1 protein-coding gene (only partly in view) is annotated in these 22,385 nt (G+C 70.2%); it reads right to left on the reverse strand.

All coding sequences use genetic code 11. The annotated features are described in order from the left end of the window. On the reverse strand, positions 1 to 22,385 hold the 3' portion of the coding sequence (locus OV207_RS37610; protein ID WP_267559865.1) for a non-ribosomal peptide synthase/polyketide synthase. It continues 6,709 nt past the right edge of the window; only the last 22,385 of its 29,094 coding nucleotides appear in the window; its start codon lies off the right edge, out of view; it ends in the stop codon at positions 1 to 3.

Raw genomic sequence — 22,385 nt, forward strand, 5'->3', positions numbered from 1 at the left:
CTACTTCGACGCCGCTTCCTCCAGGGCCTCCGCGATCCGCTTCCGGAGCTCCTCGGCCAGGACCGAGACCCGGGGCGCCCGGAGGATGGAGTAGTGGTCACCCTCCAGTTCGAGCAGCTTCACGCCTCCCAGGCCCAGGGCGCTCCAACCGCGATCCCGGCCGAGCGGCGCGGGATCCTCGCTCCGGCTGGCGCGGAACACGGTGATGTCGCCGTCGTGCGGGACGGGGACGTACTGGCGGGTCGCCTTGCGGTTGAGCTCGAAGACGCGCATCAGGATGCGGAAGTCCTTCAGCTCCACGTCCGGCGTCACCGCTCCGGCCTTCTTCGCCTCGTCGAGCAGTCGCGCCAGGAGTTCATCGCGGGAGGGCGGCGCTCCGGCCTCCGGTGACTTCTCCGGGCCGTTGCTCGCGGGTTCCTCCTCGAAGAGGGCGGCCAGCTCCTGGTTGATCTGCTCGCCTTCCGTGCCCGTGCCTCCCGTCTGGCTCACGGAGCCCGGGTCGAGGAGCGCCAACAGCGCCACGGTCTGCCCCGCCGCGCGCAGCTGACGGGCCATCTCGTAGGCCACCGCTCCGCCCATGGACCAGCCCGCGAGCAGGTAGGGCCCTTCCGGCCGCACCGTGCGCACGGCTTCGACGTAGGTGGTCGCCATCGCCTCGATGGAGTCCAACGGCTCCTGCTCGCCTTCGATGCCCAGCGAGCGCAGGCCGTAGAACGGCTGATCCGGACCCAGTTGCCGCGACAGCTCCACGTAGCTGAGGACGTTGCCTCCGGCCGGGTGGACGCAGAACAACGGTGGGCGGCTGCCCTCCGGCTGGATGGTCACCAGCGGAGACATGGACGGTTCCGCGTCCTGACGCAGGAGCATCGCCAGCCGCTCCACCGTCGGGCTCAGGAAGAGCGCCGCCAACGGCAGGCCCTTCCCCAGGCGCTTGCGGATCGCCGTCATCAATCGCACCGCGAGCAGCGAGTGGCCTCCCAGCTCGAAGAAGTCCGCGTCGACGCTGATCGGCTGCATCCCGAGCAGATCCTCCCAGATCGACACGAGCTGCAACTCCACCGTGTCACGGGGCGCGATGACCTTGCCCGCGGCGCTCGTTCCCACCGCCGGCTTCGGCAGGGCCTTGCGGTCCACCTTGCCGTTGGCGTTGAGCGGCAGCGCCTCCAGCACCACGAAGGCCGACGGCACCATGTACTCCGGCAGCCGTCCCTTCAGCGCGCTCCGCAGCGTCGCCGCGTCCGCCGTCTGGCCCGCCTGCGCCACCACGTACGCCACCAGCCGCTTGTCTCCGGGCGCGTCCTCCCGCACCACCACCACCACGTCCCGCACCTGCGGCTGCTCGCCCAACGCCGCTTCGACTTCTCCCAGCTCGATGCGGAAGCCTCGCACCTTCACCTGGAAGTCCATTCGGCCCAGGTACTCCAGCGCCCCGTCCCGGCCCCACCGCACCTTGTCTCCCGTGCGGTACAGCCGCGCTCCCGGCTCCTCGCTGAAGCCGTCCGGCACGAAGCGCTCCGCCGTCAGCCCAGGCTGGCCCAGGTAGCCGCGCGCAAGGCCCTCGCCGCCCAGGTACAGCTCGCCCGGCACTCCCACCGGCACCGGCTGCCCCTTCGCGTCCAGCACGTACGCCTGCGTGCCTTCCAGCGGACGCCCAATCCGCGGCTCCGTCTTCGCCCCGCGCTCCACTCGCGCGTGCGTCGAGTACGTCGTGTCCTCCGTCGGGCCGTAGAGGTTGTTGACCTCCTTCACCTGCCCCAACCCGTACAGCGCCTGCACCAGCCGGTTCGGCAGCGCTTCGCCCGCCAGGTTCACCGTCTGCACCGTGGCCGGGATGCCTCCGCTTCGCACCAGCTCCGCCACCGCCGACGGCACCGTGTTCAGCAGCGTCACGCGCCCGGCTTCCTTCAGCCCCGCCAGCGCCAGCGCATTCTCCGCCACCACCACCGTGCCGCCGCTCACCAGCGGCGCGAAGACTTCGAACACCGACAGGTCGAAGTTCAGCGACGTCGCCGCCAGCACGCCCTTCAACTGCTCAGCCTTGAACGTCCCCGTCGCCCACTTCAGGAACGCCACCGCGCTCGCGTGCGTCACCGCCACGCCCTTCGGACGGCCCGTGCTTCCCGACGTGTAGAGCACATACGCCAACTGCTGCTCAGCGCTCGTGAGCACCACCGTCGCTTCCGAGTACGCGGCCAGCACGCTCGCGTCCGCGTCCAGGCGCACCCTCTGCCCCGTGTACTCCGGCAGCACGCCTTCCAGGCCCGCCTGCGTCACCACCACCGAAGCGCCCGTGCCCTCCAGCATGTAGGCCAGTCGCTCCTTCGGGTACGTCGCGTCCAACGGCACGTAGGCCGCGCCCGCCTTCAGCACTCCCAGCAGCGCCACCACCATCTCGGCCGTGCGCTCCACGCACACGCCCACCCGGCTCTCCTCTCCCACGCCCAGCGTCCGCAGGTGACGCGCCAACTGATTCGCTCGCGCCTCCACCTGCGCGTACGTCAGGGCCACCCCTTCATGCACCACCGCCGCCGCATCCGGCGTCTTCGCAGCTTGGGCCGCGAAGAGGCTGTGGACGGTCTCCGTGCCTGCACGCTCCTGGGCTTGCGCACCCGCGAAGTGCTTCAGCACCTGCTGACGCTCCTCCTCCTGCAACAGCGGCAGCTCCCAGACGCTGGTGTCCGCGTCCTTCGCGATGCCCTCCAGCAACACGGTCAGGTGCCCCAACATCCGCTGGGCCGTCTCCGCGTCGTACAGGTCCGTGTTGTATTCGAGCGACGTCGCGAGCCCCCTGCCGGTCTCCGCCATGGCCAGCGACAGCTCGAACTTCGCGGCTCCACTACCGGTATCGACCTCGCGCAGCGCCAGCCCTTCGCCACCGGTCGGGCTTCCGTCCGGCCCCTTCGCGCTGTTCTGCAGGGTGAACATCACCTGGAACAGCGGCGAGCGGCTCAGGTCGCGCTCCGGCTTCAGCTCCTCCACCAGCTTCTCGAACGGCACCTCCTGGTACGCGTACGCGCCCAGCGTCGTCTCCTTCACCTGACGCAGCACCTGACGGAAGGACGCGCCGTCCTCCAGCTTCGTGCGCAGCACCAGCGTGTTCACGAAGAAGCCGATGAGGCCTTCCAGCTCCGTGCGATTGCGGCCCGCGATGGGCGTTCCCACGCTGACGTCCTGCTGACCGCTGTAGCGCGCCAGCACCACCTGCCACGCCGCCAGCAGCACCATGAAGGACGTGGCGCCCTCCTCGCGCGCCAGCGCCGACACCGCCTCTTCCAACGCCTTCGGCAACATCACCGACGTGTTCGCGCCCTGGAAGGTCTGCACGGCGGGCCTCGGATGATCCGTCGGCAGCTCGATGGCCCTCGGTGCGCCCTCCAGTTGCTGACGCCACCAGGCGATCTGCGCCTCCAGGACGTCGCCCTTCAGCCAGCCCCGCTGCCAGGCCGCGTAGTCCGCGTACTGCACGTCCAGTTCCGGGAGCGGTGAAGGACGCCCCTCCGCATACGCGGCGTAGAGCGCGGCCACTTCACGCACCAGCACCCGCATCGACCAGCCGTCCGACACGATGTGGTGCATCACCAGCACCAGGACGTGCTCCTCTTCCGACACCGACAGCAGGGCCGCACGGAAGAGCGGGCCCTGACCCAGGTCGAACGGACGCGCCGCCTCCGCCTCCGCGAAACGCCGTGCCTCCGTCCGGCGCTCCTCGGTCCCCTGCCCCGTGAGGTCGATGAGCCTCAGGGTCTTCGCCGCCGTGGGCGCGATGACCTGGATCGGTTCTCCGTCGAGCCCCTGGAACGTGGTCCGCAGGGCTTCATGCCGACGCACCAGCTCCGTGAACGTGCGCTCCAGCGCCGCCACGTCCAGCCGCCCCGTGAGCCTCACGGCGGACGGCAGGTTGTAGAGGCCACTGCCCGGCTGGAGCTGATCCAGGAACCACAGGCGCTGCTGCGCGAAGGACAGCGGCTCGTGTCCCGTGCGCGGCCTTGCCACCAGCGGCGGCTGCTTCGTTCCCACCCCCTGGGCCACCTCCGCGTCGATCCGCTCCGCCAGTGCATGCAGCACGGGCGACTCGAACAGGGCCCGCAGCGGCACCTCCACGCCGAAGGCCGTCCGGATGCGCGACACCACCTGCGTCGCCAGGAGCGAGTGTCCGCCCAGCTCGAAGAAGTCGTCCCGGGCACCCACCTGCCGCACGCCCAGCACCTGCGCCCAGAGGGCCGCCAGCACCTCCTCCGTCGCCGTGCGGGGCGCCTCGTAGCGGCCCGCCTGCGACAAGCCAGCCTCCGGCGCCGGCAGGGCCTTGCGGTCCACCTTGCCGTTGGCGTTGAGCGGCAGCGCCTCCAGCACCACCAGCGCCGACGGCACCAGGTACTCCGGCAGCCGCTGCTTCAGTGCCGAGCGCAGGGCCTGCGCCTCCACCGCTTCGCCCGGCTTCGCCACCACGTACGCCACCAGCCGCTTGCCGGCCGTGGTGTCCTCGCGCACCACCGCCACGGCCTCGCGGACTCCGGGCTGCGCCACCAGCGCCGCTTCGACCTCGCCCAGCTCGATGCGGTAGCCACGCACCTTGACCTGGAAGTCCAACCGGCCCAGGTACTCCAGCGTTCCGTCCTCCCGCCAGCGCGCCTTGTCGCCCGTGCGGTACAGCCTCGCGCCAGCCCGTCCACTCAGCCCGTCCGGGATGAAGCGCTCCGCCGTCAGGTCCGAGCGGCCCAGGTAGCCACGCGCCAGGCCTTCGCCGCCCACCAGCAGCTCGCCCGCCACGCCCACCGGCACCGCGCGGCCTGCTTCGTCCACCACGTACACGTCCGTGTTCGCGATGGGCCGGCCGAGCGGCACCACCTCCACCGCCTCGCGCGGCGTCTCCCACGCCACGCAGTCGATGCACGCCTCCGTCGGGCCGTACTGGTGCACCAGCTTCGCGCCCAGCTTCTTCACGAAGCGCCGGTGCAGGCCCGCCGCCAGGGCTTCGCCGCCGCAGAAGACGTACCGCAGGCCTTCACAGCCCTCCACCCCAGGGGTCTCCAGGAAGGTCCCCAGCGGCGCGGGTCCGAAGTGCACGTGCGTCACCCCGTGCTCGGCCACCGTCTTCACCAGGTACTCCGTGTCGCGCTGGCCTCCCGGCTTCGCCAACACCAGCCGCGCTCCGCTCACCAGCGGCGCCCAGACCTCCCACACCGAGATGTCGAAGCTGCTGGAGGCCTTCGCCAGGAACGCGTCGCTCCCGCTCATCGGGAAGCGCTCCTGCCGCCAGTGCAGGTGGTTGACGACGGCGCGGTGTCCCACGCCCACGCCCTTCGGCTTCCCGGTGCTGCCCGACGTGTAGATGACGTACGCCAGGGTGTCCGCATCCGGTGACGCCTGGACCTCGTCACGGGTGACGGAGTCCGAGCGAACCGCGGTCAGGATTGCATCCTCCACGTGCACCATGCGCGCGGAGGTGGCGGGCAGTTCGTGCGCACGCGCCGCGTGTGCCAGCACCAGCGCCACGCCGCTGTCCTCCACCATGAAGCCCAGCCGCTCCGCCGGATACTCCACGTCCAGCGGCACCCAGGCACCGCCCGCCTTCAGCGTCGCCACCTGCGCCATCACCAGCGCGGCGGAACGCTCCAGCGCCAGACCCACCTTCACCTCCGGGCCCACGCCCCAGGCGCGCAGCGAGTCCGCCAGCGCCTCGGCGGCCTCGTTCACCTGCCGGTAGCTGAACGTCCCCTCGTCGCTGACGATCGCCACCGCCTCCGGAGTCTTCCGGACCTGCGCCTCGAACAGGCCGTGCAGCGTGGCCTCTCGTGGGAACTCCGCCGCCGTCTGGTTCCACTCCACCAGCACCCGCTGCGCGTCAGCGCCCCGCAGCAGGGCCACCTCCGCGATGCGGATGTCGGGACGGGCCGTCACTTCTTCCAGGAGCGCGCCCAGGTGCTTGAGCAGCCGCTTCGCGGTCCCCTCCTCGAAGAGGTCCGTGTTGTACGTCAGCGTCGCAGCCAGCCCCTGGCCCGTCTCCGACATGGCCAGCGTCATGTCGAACTTCGCCGTCGCGCCTTCTGTCTCCACCGCGCGCAGCACCAGCCCGCCCGGCAGGGACTGGCCTTCGCCCACCGCCGCGGTGTTCAGCGTGAAGGACACCTGGAACAGCGGCGTGCGGCTCAGGTCGCGCTCCGGCTTCAGCTCCTCCACCAGCTTCTCGAACGGGACCTCCTGGTGCGCGTATGCGCCCAGCGTCATCTCGCGCACCTGGGCCAGCACCTGCCGGAAGGACCGATGCCCCTCCACCTTCGTGCGCAGCACCAGCGTGTTCACGAAGAAGCCGATGAGCCCTTCCAGCTCCGTCTGGTTGCGGCCCGCGATGGGCGTTCCCACGCTGACGTCCTGCTGTCCGCTGTAGCGCGCCAGCACCACCTGCCACGCCGCCAGCAGCAGCATGAAGGACGTCACGCCCTCCCGCTGCGCCAGCGCCTTCACCTGCTCCTCCAACGCGCGAGGCAGGGCCACCGAGTGGCTCGCGCCCCGGAAGCGCTGCACCGCCGGACGCGGCTTGTCCGTCGGCAGCTCCAGCGCGGGCGGCGCGCCCTCCAGTTGACGACGCCACCAGCCGAGCTGCGCTTCCAGCACGTCGCCCTTCAGCCAGCTCCGCTGCCACGCCGCGTAGTCGGCGTACTGCACCGGCAGCTCGGACAAGGGGGACCCGCGTCCCTGCGTGAAGGCCGCGTAGAGGGCACCGACCTCCTTCACCAGCACGCCCATGGACCAGCCGTCCGACACGATGTGGTGCATCACCAGCACCAGGACGTGCTCGCTGACGCTCAGCCGCAGCAGCTTCGCCCGGAACAAGGGACCCTGGCTCAGGTCGAACGGGCGCTGGGATTCCCACTGCGCACGGCGCTGGGCTTCCGTCTCACGCTCGTCGATGGGCAGCGCTTCGAGGTCCACCGACTCCAGCACCGTCCTCGCCGACGGTGCGACCACCTGCGCCGGCTGACCATCACGGACCTGGAACGTCGTGCGCAGGGACTCGTGACGCCGGACCAGCTCGTCGAAGGTGCGGCGCAGGGCTTCCACGTCCAACGGACCCGACAACCGGACGGCCGCGGGCAGGTTGTAGAAGGCACTGCCCGGCTGGAGCTGATCCAGGAACCACAGACGCTGCTGCGCGAAGGACAGCGGCTCCTCACCCGAGCGCACCTGCTTCACGAGCGCGGGCATCGTCGCGCCGTGGCCAGCCTTCTGGACTGACTCCACCTTGAGGGCCAGCTCCTCGACCGTGGGGGCCTCGAAGAGGGCTCGCAACGGCAGCTCGACGTTGAAGGCAGTGCGGATGCGCGACACGGCTTGCGTCGCCAGCAGCGAGTGGCCTCCCAGCTCGAAGAAGCTGTCCTGGATGCCCACCTGCTTCACACCCAATACCTGGGCCCAGAGGTTCGCCAGCACCTCCTCGGTCTTCGTGCGCGGGGCCACGTACTTCTGCGTGCGCTCCGCGCCAGCCTCCGGCTTCGGCAGGGCCTTGCGGTCCACCTTGCCGTTGGCGTTGAGCGGCAGCGCCTCCAGCACCACGAAGGCCGACGGCACCATGTACTCCGGCAGCCGGCCCTTCAGCGCGCTCCGCAGCGTCGCCGCGTCCGCCGTCTGGCCCACCTGCGCCACCACGTACGCCACCAGCCGCTTGTCTCCCGGTGCGTCCTCCCGCACCACCACCACCACGTCTCGCACCTGCGGCTGCTCGCCCAGCGCGGACTCCACCTCTCCCAGCTCGATGCGGAAGCCTCGCACCTTCACCTGGAAGTCCATCCGGCCCAGGTACTCCAGCGCCCCGTCCCGGCCCCACCGCACCTTGTCTCCCGTGCGGTACAGCCGTGCCCCTGGCTCCTCGCTGAAGCCGTCCGGTACGAAGCGCTCCGCCGTCAGCCCAGGCTGGCCCAGGTAGCCGCGCGCCAGCCCTTCGCCGCCCAGGTACAGTTCGCCCGGCACTCCCACCGGCACCGGCTGACCCTTCCCGTCCAGCACGTACGCCTGCGTGCCTTCCAGCGGACGCCCAATCCGCGGCTCCGTCTTCGCTCCGCGCTCCACTCGCGCGTGCGTCGAGTACGTCGTGTCCTCCGTCGGGCCGTAGAGGTTGTTGACCTCCTTCACCTGCCCAAGCCCGTACAGCGCCTGCACCAGCCGGTTCGGCAGCGCCTCTCCGGCCAGGTTCACCGTCTGCACGCTGGAGGGGATGCCTCCGCTTCGCACCAGCTCCGCCACCGCCGACGGCACCGTGTTCAGCAGCGTTACGCGCCCGGCTTCCTTCAGTCCCGCCAGCGCCAGCGCGTTCTCCGCCACCACCACCGTGCCGCCGCTCACCAGCGGCGCGAAGACTTCGAATACCGACAGGTCGAAGTTCAGCGACGTCGCCGCAAGCACGCCCTTCAACTGCTCAGCCTTGAAGGTCCCCGTCGCCCACTTCAGGAACGCCACCGCGCTCGCGTGCGTCACCGCCACGCCCTTCGGACGACCCGTGCTTCCTGACGTGTACAGCACGTACGCCAACTGGCTCGGGACGCTGCTCTCGCTCAGGGCCGAGGAGGCGTAGCCGTCCAGCACCTTCGCATCCGCGTCCAGACGCACGCGCTGGCCCGTGTACTCCGGCAGCACGCCTTCCAGGCTCGACTGCGTCACCACCACCGGCGCGCCCGTGCCCTCCAGCATGTAGGCCAGTCGCTCCTTCGGGTACGTCGCGTCCAGCGGCACGTAGGCCGCGCCTGCCTTCAGTACGCCCAGCAGCGCCACCACCATCTCGGCCGTGCGCTCCACGCACACGCCCACCCGGCTCTCTTCTCCCACGCCCAGCGTCCGCAGGTGACGCGCCAACTGATTCGCTCGCGCCTCCACCTGCGCGTACGTCAGCACCGCACCCTCGTGCACCACCGCCACCGCACCCGGCGTCTTCGCAGCCTGGGCCGCGAAGAGAGCATGGAGGGTTTCCGGCCCCTCATGCTTCCGCGCCGGCGTACCGGCGAAGTGCTTCAGCACCTGCTGACGCTCCTCCTCCTGCAACAGCGGCAGTTCCCAGATATTGGTGTCCGCGTCCCGCGCGATTCCGGAGAGCAGCGTCCCGAGATGTCCCAGCAGCCGCTGGGCCGTCTCCGCGTCGTACAGGTCCGTGTTGTATTCGAGCGAGGCCGACAGCCCTCGGCCCGTCTCCGTCATCCCCAGGTTCAGGTCGAACTTCGCGGTTGTTCCGTCCGTGTCCACCGGGCTCAACACGAGGCCGGACGGAAGCGCTTCCGCGGATCCTGTCGACACGTTCTGAAGGGTGAACATCACCTGGAACAGCGGCGAGCGGCTCAGGTCGCGCTCCGGCTTCAGCTCCTCCACCAGCTTCTCGAACGGCACCTCCTGGTGCGCGTACGCCCCCAGCGTCGTCTCCTTCACCTGACGCAGCACCTGCCGGAAGCTCGCGCGCTCATCCAGCTTCGCGCGCAGCACCAGCGTGTTGACGAAGAAGCCGATGAGCCCTTCCAGCTCCGTGCGGTTGCGGCCCGCGATGGGCGTCCCCACGCTGACGTCCTGCTGTCCGCTGTACCGGGCCAGCAGCACCTGCCACGCCGCCAGCAGCACCATGAAGGGCGTCGCGCCCTCCTGACGGGCCAGTGACTTGACGGTGTCCTCCAGCGTCTTCGGGAAGACCTGGGACGCAGTGGCGCCGTGGAAGGTCTGCACTGCGGGCCTCGCCCGGTCCGTCGGCAAGTCCAGCGCGTGCGGTGCGCCTTCCATTTGCTGACGCCACCAGGAGAGCTGCGCCTCCAGGACGTCGTCCTTCAGCCACCCACGCTGCCATGCGGCGTAGTCCGCGTACTGCACCGCCAGCTCCGGCAGCGGCGAGGGACGCCCCTCGGTGAATGCGCTGTAGAGCGCGCCCACCTCGCGTACCAGCACGTCCATCGACCAGCCATCTGACACGATGTGGTGCATCGCCAGCACGAGGACATGCTCGGCCCCGGTCAGACGCACCAGCGTCACGCGGAAGAGCGGGCCCTGGCTCAGGTCGAATGGACGGAGGACCTCGACGCCCACCTGCTTCCGGAGCTCAGTCTCACGCTGGGACTCCAGCACGCCGTCCAGCGACGTGAGGCTCCAGGCCAATTCCTGCGACGGAGCGATCACCTGGAAGGGCTGACCGTCATGCACCTGGAACGTCGTGCGCAGGGACTCGTGGCGGCGCACGAGTTCCTGGAAGGTGCGACGCAGCGCCTCCACGTCCAGTGCGCCGGAAAGACGCACCACCATGGGCAGGTTGTAGGATGTGCTTCCGGGCTGGAGCTGATCCAGCAGCCACAGCCGCTGCTGCGCGAAGGACAACGGCTCACGGCCAGTCCGCGCCACGGCTTCCAGCTTCGGCACCGACAACGCATGTCCCGCGCTTCGGGCCGCGTCGACCTTGAGGGCCAGCCCTGCCACCGTCGGCGCCTCGAAGAGGGCTCGCAGTGGCAGTTCGACGTTGAAGGCCGTGCGGATGCGCGACATCGCCTGCGTCGCCAGCAGCGAGTGACCTCCGAGTTCAAAGAAGCTGTCCTGGATGCCCACCTGCTTCACGCCCAGCAACGGCGCCCACAGTCGGGTGAGCACTTCCTCCGTCTCCGTGCGCGGCGCTACGTACTCGTGACTGCGCTCCGCGCCTGCCTCCGGCCTGGGCAGGGCATTGCGGTCCACCTTGCCGCTCGCGTTGAGCGGCAGCGCGTCCAGCACCATGAAGGCCGACGGCACCATGTACTCCGGCAGCCGCTCCTTCAGCGCGCTTCGCAGCGTCGCCGCGTCCGCCGTCGCCACCACGTACGCCACCAGCCGCTTGTCTCCGGGTGCGTCCTCCCGCACCACCACCACCGCGTCGCGCACCTGCGATTGCGCGCTCAGCACCGCTTCGACTTCTCCCAGCTCGATGCGGAAGCCTCGCACCTTCACCTGGAAGTCCATTCGGCCCAGGTACTCCAGCGTCCCGTCCCGGCCCCACCGCACCTTGTCCCCCGTGCGGTACAGCCGTGCCCCCGGCTCCTCGCTGAAGCCGTCCGGCACGAAGCGCTCCGCCGTCAGCCCAGGCTGGCCCAGGTAGCCGCGCGCCAGGCCCTCTCCGCCCAGGTACAGCTCGCCCGGCACGCCCACCGGCACCGGCTGACCCTTCGCGTCCAGCACGTACGTCCGCACGTTGTGCAGCGGGCCGCCCAGACTCGGCCGCGTCCCCGCCTTCACCGCGATGGACGTCGCGTCCACCGTGCACTCCGTCGGGCCGTACACGTTGAAGCTGCGCGTGCGCTCCGACTCACCCAGCTCCGCCCACATTCCCTCGTCGATGGCTTCACCGCCTGACACCACCCACTGCGGCGCGCCCTCTCCTTCCAGCAGCCCCTCCGCCAGCAGCAGCCTCAGCAGCGACGGCGTGCAGTCCAGCGCCACCACCCGGTTGCGCCGCTGCCACGCCACCAGCGCCTCCGCGTCCTTGCGCGTGGCCTCCGGCACGACGCACAGGCAGTGCCCGTCCAGCAGCTGCACCCACTGCTGCACCGACGCGTCGAATACCAGCGGCGCGTTGAGGCTCACCCGTGAGCCCGCACCCAGCCCCTGGTACACCGTCCGCTTCAGCCCCTCGTGCAGGTTCAGCACCGCTCCGTGGCGCACCATCACGCCCTTCGGACGGCCCGTGCTTCCCGACGTGTACAGCACGTACGCCAGCTGCTCCGCCGAGCTGGTTTCTCCCAGGCTCTCCTCCGCGTACGCGGCCAGCACCGCCGCATCCGCGTCCAGCCTCACGCGCTGGCCCGTGGACTCCGGCAGCACGTCCTCCAGGCCCGCCTGCGTCACCACCACCGAAGCGCCCGTGCCCTCCAGCATGTAGGCCAGTCGCTCCTTCGGGTACATCGCGTCCAGCGGCACGTACGCCGCCCCCGCCTTCAGCACCCCCAGCAGCGCCACCATCATCTGCGCCGAGCGCTCCACGCACACGCCCACCCGGCTCTCTTCGCCCACACCCAACGTCCGCAGGTGCCGCGCCAGTTGGTTCGCTCGCGCCTCCACCTGTGCGTACGTCAGCCCCTCCCCTTCGTACTCCACCGCCATCGCGCCCGGCGTCTTCGCCGCCTGCACCGCGAAGCGGCCGTGGATCGTCCCGGCACCGTCGGCCAGGACGTCACGAGCCTCGACGGACACCGTGCCCGCGAAGTGCTTCAGCACCCGCTGGCGCTCGTCCGTCTCCAGCAACGACAGCTCCCAGACACTCGCATCCGCGTTCCGGGTAAGCCCGTCCAACAACGTCCCGAAGTGCCCCAGCAGCCGCTGGGCCGTCTCCGCGTCGTACAGGTCCGTGTTGTATTCGAGCGACGCAGCGAACCCCTGGCCCGTCTCCGACATCGCCAGCGTCAGGTCGAACTTCGCCGTCGCGCCAGCCGACTCCACCGGACGCAACGACAGACCGGCCCCTTCGGGCAGGCTCTCGTCCGCACCATTCGCGCTGTTCTGCAGGGTGAACATCACCTGGAAGAGCGGTGAGCGGCTCAGGTCGCGCTCCGGCTTCAGCTCCTCCACCAGCTTCTCGAACGGCACTTCCTGGTGCGCGTACGCACCCAGCGTCGTCTCCTTCACCTGGCGCAGCACCTGACGGAAGGACGCGCCGTCCTCCAGCTTCGTGCGCAGCACCAGCGTGTTGACGAAGAAGCCGATGAGCCCTTCCAGCTCCGTGCGGTTGCGGCCCGCGATGGGCGTTCCCACGCTGACGTCCTGCTGACCGCTGTAGCGCGCCAGCAGCACCTGCCACGCCGCCAGCAGCACCATGAAGGACGTCGCGCCCTCCTGGCGGGCCAACGTCGACACCGCTGCTTCCAGCGACTTCGGCAGCCGCACCGATTCGAGCGCCCCCCGCACCGTCTGGATCGCGGGCCTTGGGCGATCCGTCGGCAGCTCGATGGCCCTCGGGGCGCCGGACAACTGCTGACGCCACCAGGACAACTGCGCGTCCAGGACGTCGCCCTTCAGCCAGCCGCGCTGCCAGGCCGCGTAGTCCGCGTACTGCACGGACAGCTCCGGAAGCGGCGACACCCGGCCCTCCGAGAACGCGGTGTAGAGCGCGACCACTTCGCGCACCAGCACCCGCATCGACCAGCCGTCCGACACCGCGTGGTGCATGACCAGCACCAGCACGTGCTCCTGCTCCGACACCGTAAGCAGCGTCGAGCGGAAGAGCGGGCCCTGGCCCAGGTCGAACGGACGCGCCGTCTCCGCCTCCACGAAGCGCCGGACCTCGGCCTCCCGCGCATCGGCTGCTCGCGCGGAGAGGTCGACGATGACCAGCGTCCCCGACTCCTTCGGCGTGATGACCTGGACCGGTTCGCCATCGCGAACCTGGAACGTGGTCCGCAGGGCCTCATGCCGGCGCACCAGCTCCGCGAACGTGCGCTCCAGGGCCGGCACGTCCAGCCGTCCCGACAGCCGGATGGCGGCGGGCAGGTTGTACTGGGCACTGCCCGGCTGGAGCTGATCCAGGAACCACAAGCGCTGCTGCGCGAACGAGAGCGGCTCCGCGCCCGTCCTCGCCACCGGCACCAGGGCCGGGATTTCGGACCGTGAGGTGCCGTGCGTCGCACGCACCGCTTCGTCCACCTTCAGCGCCAGACGGGACACCGTGGGTGCCTCGAAGAGCGCACGCAACGGCAGCTCCACGCCGAACGCCGAACGGATGCGCGACATCGCCTGCGTCGCCAGCAACGAATGCCCACCCAATTCGAAGAAGCTGTCCTCCGCGCCGACCTGGGGCACGCCCAGGACCTGGGCCCAGAGGCTCGCCAGCAGCACCTCCGTGGGGGTGCTCGGAGCCACCCGCGGCCCCGTCCGGGACAGGCCCGTTTCGGGGGCCGGCAGCGCGCGCCGGTCCACCTTGCCGCTGGTGTTGAGCGGCAGCGCGTCCAGCACCACGAAGGCCGACGGCACCATGTACTCCGGCAGCCGGTCGCGCAGGAAGGCGTGGAGCGCGCCCGTCTCCAGGGTCGCTCCGCCTTCGCCCACGACGTAGGCCACCAGCCGCTTGCCACCCCGGGCGTCGTCCTGCACGACGACGACGCGCTCGCGCACCGCCGGATGCAGGGACAGCGCCTGTTCGATTTCTCCGGGCTCGATGCGGAAGCCACGGACCTTGACCTGATCATCGGCGCGGCCCAGGAACTCCAGCGTCCCTTCGGACAGCCAGCGCACCCGGTCGCCCGTCCGGTACAGCCGGGCTCCAGGCTCGGTGGCGAACGGATCCGGCAGGAAGCGCTCCGCCGTCAGCTCCGGCCGCCGCAGGTAGCCACGCGACACGCCCGCGCCCGCCACGTACAGCTCGCCGCCGACCCCGACGGGGACCGGCCGCAGACGGGCATCCAGCACGTAGGCCCGCATGTTGGTGATGGGCTGGCCGATGGGCGGCGCCTGCGTCGACGCACGCACCACCGCCGAGGTGGAGACCACCGTGCCTTCCGTGGGGCCGTAGTGATTGACGACCTGGAACGGCAGGCCGTCGACGTCCACGCGGTGCAGCCGGTCTCCGCCCGTCAGCAGCGTGCGGAGCGTGGTCGCTTCGGGCCACTCGCGGGCAACCACCGCCTCCGCGAGCACCGTGGGCAGGAACGCGACGGTGATGCGCTGCTCGGTCAGCCAGTGCACCAGCTCCGCGGGCGCGGTGCGCACCTCCTCCGGCGGCAGGTGCAGGCTCGCGCCCGCGGTGAGCGTGGGCCAGATCTCCCAGACGGACGCGTCGAAGGCCAGACCCGCGAGCTGCGTCGTGCGGTCCTCCTCCGTGACCCCGTACGCGCGCTGATGCCACGTCACCAGGTTGCCCAGGCTCGCGTGTTCAACCTCCACGCCCTTCGGCCGTCCGGTGGAGCCCGACGTGTAGATGACGTAGGCGAGCTGTCCCGCCGCCGCCGGAGCCGGCGTTCCGGCCTCCGGGGCCACGAGGGTCTCCCAGTTCGAGTCCAGGCACAGCACGTTCGCCGCGCCCTCCGGCAACGCTTCCCGCAGCGAGCGCTGCGTGAGCACCACCGGCATCCGTGCGTCTTCCAGCAGGTACGCCAGTCGCTCGCGAGGATGGGCTGGATCCAGGGGGACGTACGCGCCGCCCGCCTTGAGCACGGCCAGCATGCCCACCACCATCTCCGGCGAGCGCTCCACGCACAGGCCCACGCGGACCTCCGGCCCCACGCCCAACGCGCGCAGGTGCCGGGCGAGCCGGTTGGACCGGGCCTCCAGCGCTCCGTACGTCAGCCGCACGCCCGCGGCCGACTCCACCGCCAGCGCCTCGGGCGTCCGCGCGGCCTGGGCCGCGAAGCGCTCGTGCACGGCCCCCTGGTCGGGGAACGCGACCCGGGTGTCATTCCAGCGCAGCAGGACCTGCTGACGCTCGGCCGCATCCAGCAGCGAGACGTCCCACACGTCCGCATCCGCGTCCTTCGCCAGGCCCTCCAGCAGCATCCCCAGGTGCTTCAGCATCCGCTCCGCCGTCGCGGCGTCGAAGAGGTCCGTATTGAATTCGAGCGACGCGAAGAGTCCCGCGGGGTCCTCCATCATGGACAGCGTCAGGTCGAACTTCGCCGTGTCCCCGAGCGTTTCGAGCGAGCGCAGCGACAGCGCGCCTTCCGAGGAGGGTGCCTGCGGCGCTGCCGACTCCGCGTTCTGCAGGGTGAACATCACCTGGAACAGCGGCGAGCGGCTCAGGTCGCGCTCCGGCTTCAGCTCCTCCACCAGCTTCTCGAACGGCACCTCCTGGTGCGCGTACGCCCCCAGCGTCGTCTCCTTCACCTGGCGCAGCACCTGCCGGAAGGACGGACTGCCTTCCAGCCGCGAGCGAATGACCAGCGTGTTGACGAAGAAGCCGATGAGCCCTTCCAGCTCCGTGCGGTTGCGGCCCGCGATGGGCGTCCCCACGCTGATGTCCTGCTGTCCGCTGTACCGAGCCAGCAGCACCTGCCACGCCGCCAGCAGCACCATGAAGGGCGTCGCGCCCTCCTGGCGCGCCAGGGCCGTGAGCTGCTCTCCGAGCCCCTTCGACCATTGCGCCGAGCGGTGGGCGCCCCGGAACGTCTGCACCGCGGAGCGCGGCCGGTCCGTGGGCAGCTCCAGCGCATGCGGTGCGCCCTCGAGCTGGGTCCGCCACCAGGACAACTGCGACTCCAGGACCTCGCCCCGCAGCCAGCCGCGCTGCCACGCCGCGTAGTCCGCGTACTGCACCGGGAGCTCCGGCAAGGGAGACGGACGCCCCTGGGAGAAGGCCGAGTAGAGCGCGCCCACTTCGCGCACGAGGACGCCCGTGGACCAGCCGTCCGACACGATGTGGTGCATCACCAGCACCAGGACGTGATCCTGCTCGGACAGGCGCAGCAGCGTGACGCGGAGCAGGGAGTCCCGGCTCAGGTCGAACGGACGCCGCGCTTCCAGCTCCACCCGGCGCCGCATTTCGCCTTCGCGCCGCGAGGCCTCCACTGCATCGAGCGCCACCACGTCCCACGCCAGGTCGCGCGTGGAGTCGATGTGTTGGATGGGCTGCCCGTCTCGCACCTGGAACGTCGTGCGCAGGGCTTCATGACGGCGCACCAGTTCCTGGAACGTACGCCGCAAGGCTTCGATGTCCAGCGCACCCGTCAGGCGCACCGTCGCGGGCAGGTTGTACGAAGCACTCCCAGGCTGGAGCTGATCCAGCAGCCAGAGGCGCTGCTGCGCGAAGGACAGCGGCTCCGCGCCCGTGCGCGCGGACACCACCAGCTTCGGCACGGACAGGCCCGGGCTCGCGGCCAACACCGCCTCGACCTTGAGGGCCAGCCCCGCCACCGTCGGCGCCTCGAAGAGGGCTCGCAACGGCAGTTCGACGTTGAAGGCCGTGCGGATGCGCGACATCGCCTGCGTCGCCAGCAGCGAGTGGCCGCCCAATTCGAAGAAGTTGTCGTGGATGCCGACCTGCTTCGCGCCCAGCACCGCCTCCCAGATCGAGGCGAGCACCTGCTCCGTCTGGTTTCGGGGAGCGACGTGGTCCTGCGTACGTTCCGCGCCTGCCTCCGGCCTGGGCAGGGCATTGCGGTCCACCTTGCCGCTCGCGTTGAGCGGCAGCGCGTCCAGCACCACGAAGGCCGACGGCACCATGTACTCCGGCAGCCGCTCTCTCAGCGCGCTCCGCAGCGTCGCCGCGTCCGCCGTCGCTACCACGTACGCCACCAGCCGCTTGTCTCCGGGCGCGTCCTCTCGCACCACCACCACCGCGTCGCGCACCTGCGGCTGCGCGCTCAGCACCGCTTCGACTTCTCCCAGCTCGATGCGGAAGCCTCGCACCTTCACCTGGAAGTCCATCCGGCCCAGGTACTCCAGCGTCCCGTCCCGGCCCCACCGCACCTTGTCCCCCGTGCGGTACAGCCGTGCCCCCGGCTCCTCGCTGAAGCCGTCCGGCACGAAGCGCTCCGCCGTCAGCCCGGGCTGGCCCAGGTAGCCGCGCGCCAGGCCCTCGCCGCCCAGGTACAGCTCGCCCGGCACGCCCACCGGCACCGGCTGCCCCTTCGCGTCCAGCACGTACGTCCGCACGTTGTGCAGCGGGCCGCCCAGACTCGGCCGCGTCCCCGCCTTCACCGCGATGGACGTCGCGTCCACCGTGCACTCCGTCGGGCCGTACACGTTGAAGCTGCGCGTGCGCTCCGACTCACCCAGCTCCGCCCACGTCGCCTCGTCGATGGCTTCACCGCCTGACACCACCCACTGCGGCGCGCCCTCTCCTTCCAGCAGCCCCTCCGCCAGCAGCAGCCTCAGCAGCGACGGCGTGCAGTCCAGCGCCACCACCCGGTTGCGCCGCTGCCACGCCACCAGCGCCTCCGCGTCCTTGCGCGTGGCCTCCGGCACGACACACAGGCAGTGCCCGTCCAGCAGCTGCACCCACTGCTGCACCGACGCGTCGAATACCAGCGGCGCGTTGAGGCTCACCCGCGAGCCCGCACCCAACCCCTGGTACACCGTCCGCTTCAGCCCCTCGTGCAGGTTCAGCACCGCTCCGTGGCGCACCATCACGCCCTTCGGACGGCCCGTGCTTCCCGACGTGTACAGCACGTACGCCAGCTGCTCCGCCGAGCTGGTTTCTCCCAGGCTCTCCTCCGCGTACGCGGCCAGCACCGCCGCATCCGCGTCCAGCCTCACGCGCTGGCCCGTGGACTCCGGCAGCACGTCCTCCAGGCCCGCCTGCGTCACCACCACCGAAGCGCCCGTGCCCTCCAGCATGTAGGCCAGTCGCTCCTTCGGGTACATCGCGTCCAGCGGCACGTACGCCGCCCCCGCCTTCAGCACCCCCAGCAGCGCCACCATCATCTGCGCCGAGCGCTCCACGCACACGCCCACCCGGCTCTCTTCGCCCACACCCAACGTCCGCAGGTGCCGCGCCAGTTGGTTCGCTCGCGCCTCCACCTGTGCGTACGTCAGCCCTTCTCCTTCGTGCTCCACCGCCATCGCTTCCGGCGTCTTCGCAGCCTGCACCGCGAAGCGGCCGTGGATCGTCCCCGTGACCGCACGCTCATGGGCGAGGGTGCCCGCGAAGTGCTTCAGCACCTGCTGACGCTCCTCCGTCTTCAGCAGCGAATGGGCCCAGACATTGACGTCGGCATCCTGCGCGATCGCCGTCAGCAACGTCCCGAGGTGCCCCAGCATCCGCTGGACCGTCTCCGCGTCGTACAGGTCCGTGTTGTATTCGAGCGACGCCGCGAGGCCCTGCTCCGTCTCCGCCATCCCCAGCGTCAGGTCGAACTTCGCCGTTGCCCCTTCGGTGTCCAGCGAGCGCAGCGTGAGCCCTTCGCTCGGACGCACCTCTCCCGTGTTTGGCGAGACCGTCTGCAACGTGAACATCACCTGGAACAGCGGCGTACGGCTCAGGTCGCGCTCCGGACGCAGCTCCTCCACCAGCTTCTCGAACGGCACTTCCTGGTGCGCGTACGCACCCAGCGTCGTCTCCTTCACCTGGCGCAGCACCTGACGGAAGGACGCGCCGTCCTCCAGCTTCGTGCGCAGCACCAGCGTGTTGACGAAGAAGCCGATGAGCCCTTCCAGCTCCGTGCGGTTGCGGCCCGCGATGGGCGTGCCCACGCTGATGTCCTGCTGCCCGCTGTAGCGCGCCAGCAGCACCTGCCACGCCGCCAGCAGCACCATGAAGGACGTCGCGCCCTCCTGGCGGGCCAACGTCTTCAGCGACTCATTCAACGACTTGGGCAGGAGCACCGAAGCATTGGCGCCGTGGAAGCGCTGCACCGCCGGACGCGACCGGTCCGTCGGCAACTCCAGCGCGTGCGGGGCTCCGGCCAACTTCTGACGCCACCAACCGAGCTGCGCCTCCAGCACCTCGTCCTTCAGCCAGCCGCGCTGCCACGCCGCGTAGTCCGCGTACTGCACCGCCAGCTCCGGCAGCGGCGACGGGCGGCCCGCTGCATACGCGCCGTAGAGCGCCGACACTTCGCGCACCAGCACGTCCATCGACCAGCCGTCAGACACGATGTGGTGCATCACCAGCACCAACACATGTTCGGTGGAGCTCAACCGCAGCAACTTCGCGCGGAAGAGCGGACCCTGGCTCAGATCGAACGGGCGCAGCGCTTCCGCCCTCACCTGCTTCCGCAGCTCCACTTCACGTTGCGAATCAGGCAGGCCGTCCAGTGCCGTGAGGCCCCAAGCCATGTCCTGGGACGAGGCGATCACCTGGAAGGGCTGACCGTCATGCACCTGGAACGTCGTGCGCAGGGACTCGTGACGCCGCACCAGCTCATTGAAGGTGCGCTGCAAGGAGTCGACGTCCAGCGCCCCCGTCAACCGCACCGCCATGGGGAGGTTGTACGACGCGCCTCCCGGCTGGAGCTGTTCGAGCAACCACAGGCGCTGCTGAGCGAAGGACAGCGGCTCCCGACCCGTCCTCGGCTGGGCCTCCAGCCGCGGGGCCGTCAGTGCGAGCCCCGTGCTTCGGGCCGCCTCCACCTTGAGGGCCAACTCCGCGACCGTGGGGGCCTCGAAGAGGGCTCGCAACGGCAGTTCGACGTTGAAGGCCGTGCGGATGCGCGACACCGCCTGCGTCGCCAGCAGCGAGTGGCCTCCCATTTCAAAGAAGTTGTCGTGGACGCCTACCTGCTTCGCGCCCAGGACCGCCTCCCACACCGAAGCGAGAACGCTTTCCGTCTGGGTATTCGGTGCGACGTAGACGTGGGTGCGCTCCGCGCCTGCTTCCGGCTTCGGCAGGGCCTTGCGGTCCACCTTGCCGTTGGCGTTGAGCGGAAGCGCCTCCAGCACCACGAAGGCCGACGGCACCATGTACTCCGGCAGCCGGCCCTTCAGCGCGCTCCGCAGCGTCGCCGCGTCCGCCGTCTGGCCCGCCTGCGCCACCACGTACGCCACCAGCCGCTTGTCTCCCGGTGCGTCCTCCCGCACCACCACCACCACGTCTCGCACCTGCGGCTGCTCGCCCAGCGCGGACTCCACCTCTCCCAGTTCGATGCGGAAGCCTCGCACCTTCACCTGGAAGTCCATCCGGCCCAGGTATTCCAGTGCCCCATCCCGGCCCCACCGCACCTTGTCTCCCGTGCGGTACAGCCGCGCTCCCGGCCTCTCGCTGAAGCCGTCCGGCACGAAGCGCTCCGCCGTCAGCCCAGGCTGGCCCAGGTAGCCGCGCGCCAGCCCTTCGCCGCCCAGGTACAGTTCGCCCGGCACTCCCACCGGCACCGGCTGCCCCTTCGCGTCCAGCACGTACGCCTGCGTGCCTTCCAGCGGGCGTCCAATCCGCGGCTCCGTCTTCGCTCCGCGCTCCACTCGCGCGTGCGTCGAGTACGTCGTGTCCTCCGTCGGGCCGTAGAGGTTGTTGACCTCCTTCACCTGCCCAAGCCCGTACAGCGCCTGCACCAGCCGGTTCGGCAGCGCTTCGCCCGCCAGGTTCACCGTCTGCACCGTGGCCGGGATGCCTCCGCTTCGCACCAGCTCCGCCACCGCCGACGGCACCGTGTTCAGCAACGTGACGCGTCCGGCTTCCTTCAGCCCCGCCAGCGCCAGCGCATTCTCCGCCACCACCACCGTGCCGCCGCTCACCAGCGGCGCGAAGACTTCGAACACCGACAGGTCGAAGTTCAACGACGTCGCCGCCAGCACGCCCTTCAACTGCTCAGCCTTGAAGGTCCCCGTCGCCCACTTCAGGAACGCCGCCGCGCTCGCGTGCGTCACCGCCACGCCCTTCGGACGACCCGTGCTTCCCGACGTGTACAGCACGTACGCCAACTGGCTCGGGACGCTGCTCTCGCTCAGGGCCGAGGAGGCGTAGCCGTCCAGCACCTTCGCATCCGCGTCCAGACGCACGCGCTGGCCCGTGTACTCCGGCAGCACGTCCTCCAGGCCCGCCTGCGTCACCACCACCGGCGCGCCCGTGCCCTCCAGCATGTAGGCCAGTCGCTCCTTCGGGTACGTCGCGTCCAACGGCACGTAGGCCGCGCCCGCCTTCAGCACTCCCAGCAGCGCCACCACCATCTCGGTCGTGCGCTCCACGCACACGCCCACCCGGCTCTCTTCTCCCACGCCCAGCGTCCGCAGGTGGCGCGCCAACTGATTCGCTCGCGCTTCCACCTGCGCGTACGTCAGCCGTGCACCCTCGTGCACCACCGCCACCGCAGCCGGCGTCTTCGCAGACTGCGCCGCGAAGAGGCCGTGGATCGTCTGAACACCCTCCGCCATTGGTTCATGTTCGCGGTTGGATACGCCCGCGAAACCCTTCAGCACCTGCTGGCGCTCCTCCGCCTCCAGCAACGGCAAGTCCCAGACACCCGCATCCGAGTCCCTCGCGATGCCGCCCAGCAACGTCCCGAGGTGGCCCAGCATCCGCTGGACCGTCTCCGCGTCGTACAGGTCCGTGTTGTATTCGAGCGACGCCGCGAGGCCCTGCTCCGTCTCCGCCATCCCCAGCGTCAGGTCGAACTTCGCCGTTGCCCCTTCGGTGTCCAGCGAGCGCAGCGTGAGCCCTTCGCTCGGACGCACCTCTCCCGTGTTTGGCGACACCGTCTGCAACGTGAACATCACCTGGAACAGCGGCGTGCGGCTCAGGTCGCGCTCCGGACGCAGCTCCTCCACCAGCTTCTCGAACGGCACTTCCTGGTGCGCGTACGCACCCAGCGTCGTCTCCTTCACCTGACGCAGCACCTGACGGAAGCTCGCGCGCTCCTCCAGCTTCGTGCGCAGCACCAGCGTGTTGACGAAGAAGCCGATGAGCCCTTCCAGCTCCGTGCGGTTGCGGCCCGCGATGGGCGTTCCCACGCTGATGTCCTGCTGCCCGCTGTAGCGCGCCAGCAGCACCTGCCACGCCGCCAGCAGCACCATGAAGGACGTTGCGCCCTCCTGGCGGGCCAACGTCT

Origin of the sequence: Corallococcus sp. BB11-1 (genome assembly GCF_026626625.1) — a bacterium.
Taxonomy (GTDB): domain Bacteria; phylum Myxococcota; class Myxococcia; order Myxococcales; family Myxococcaceae; genus Corallococcus; species Corallococcus soli.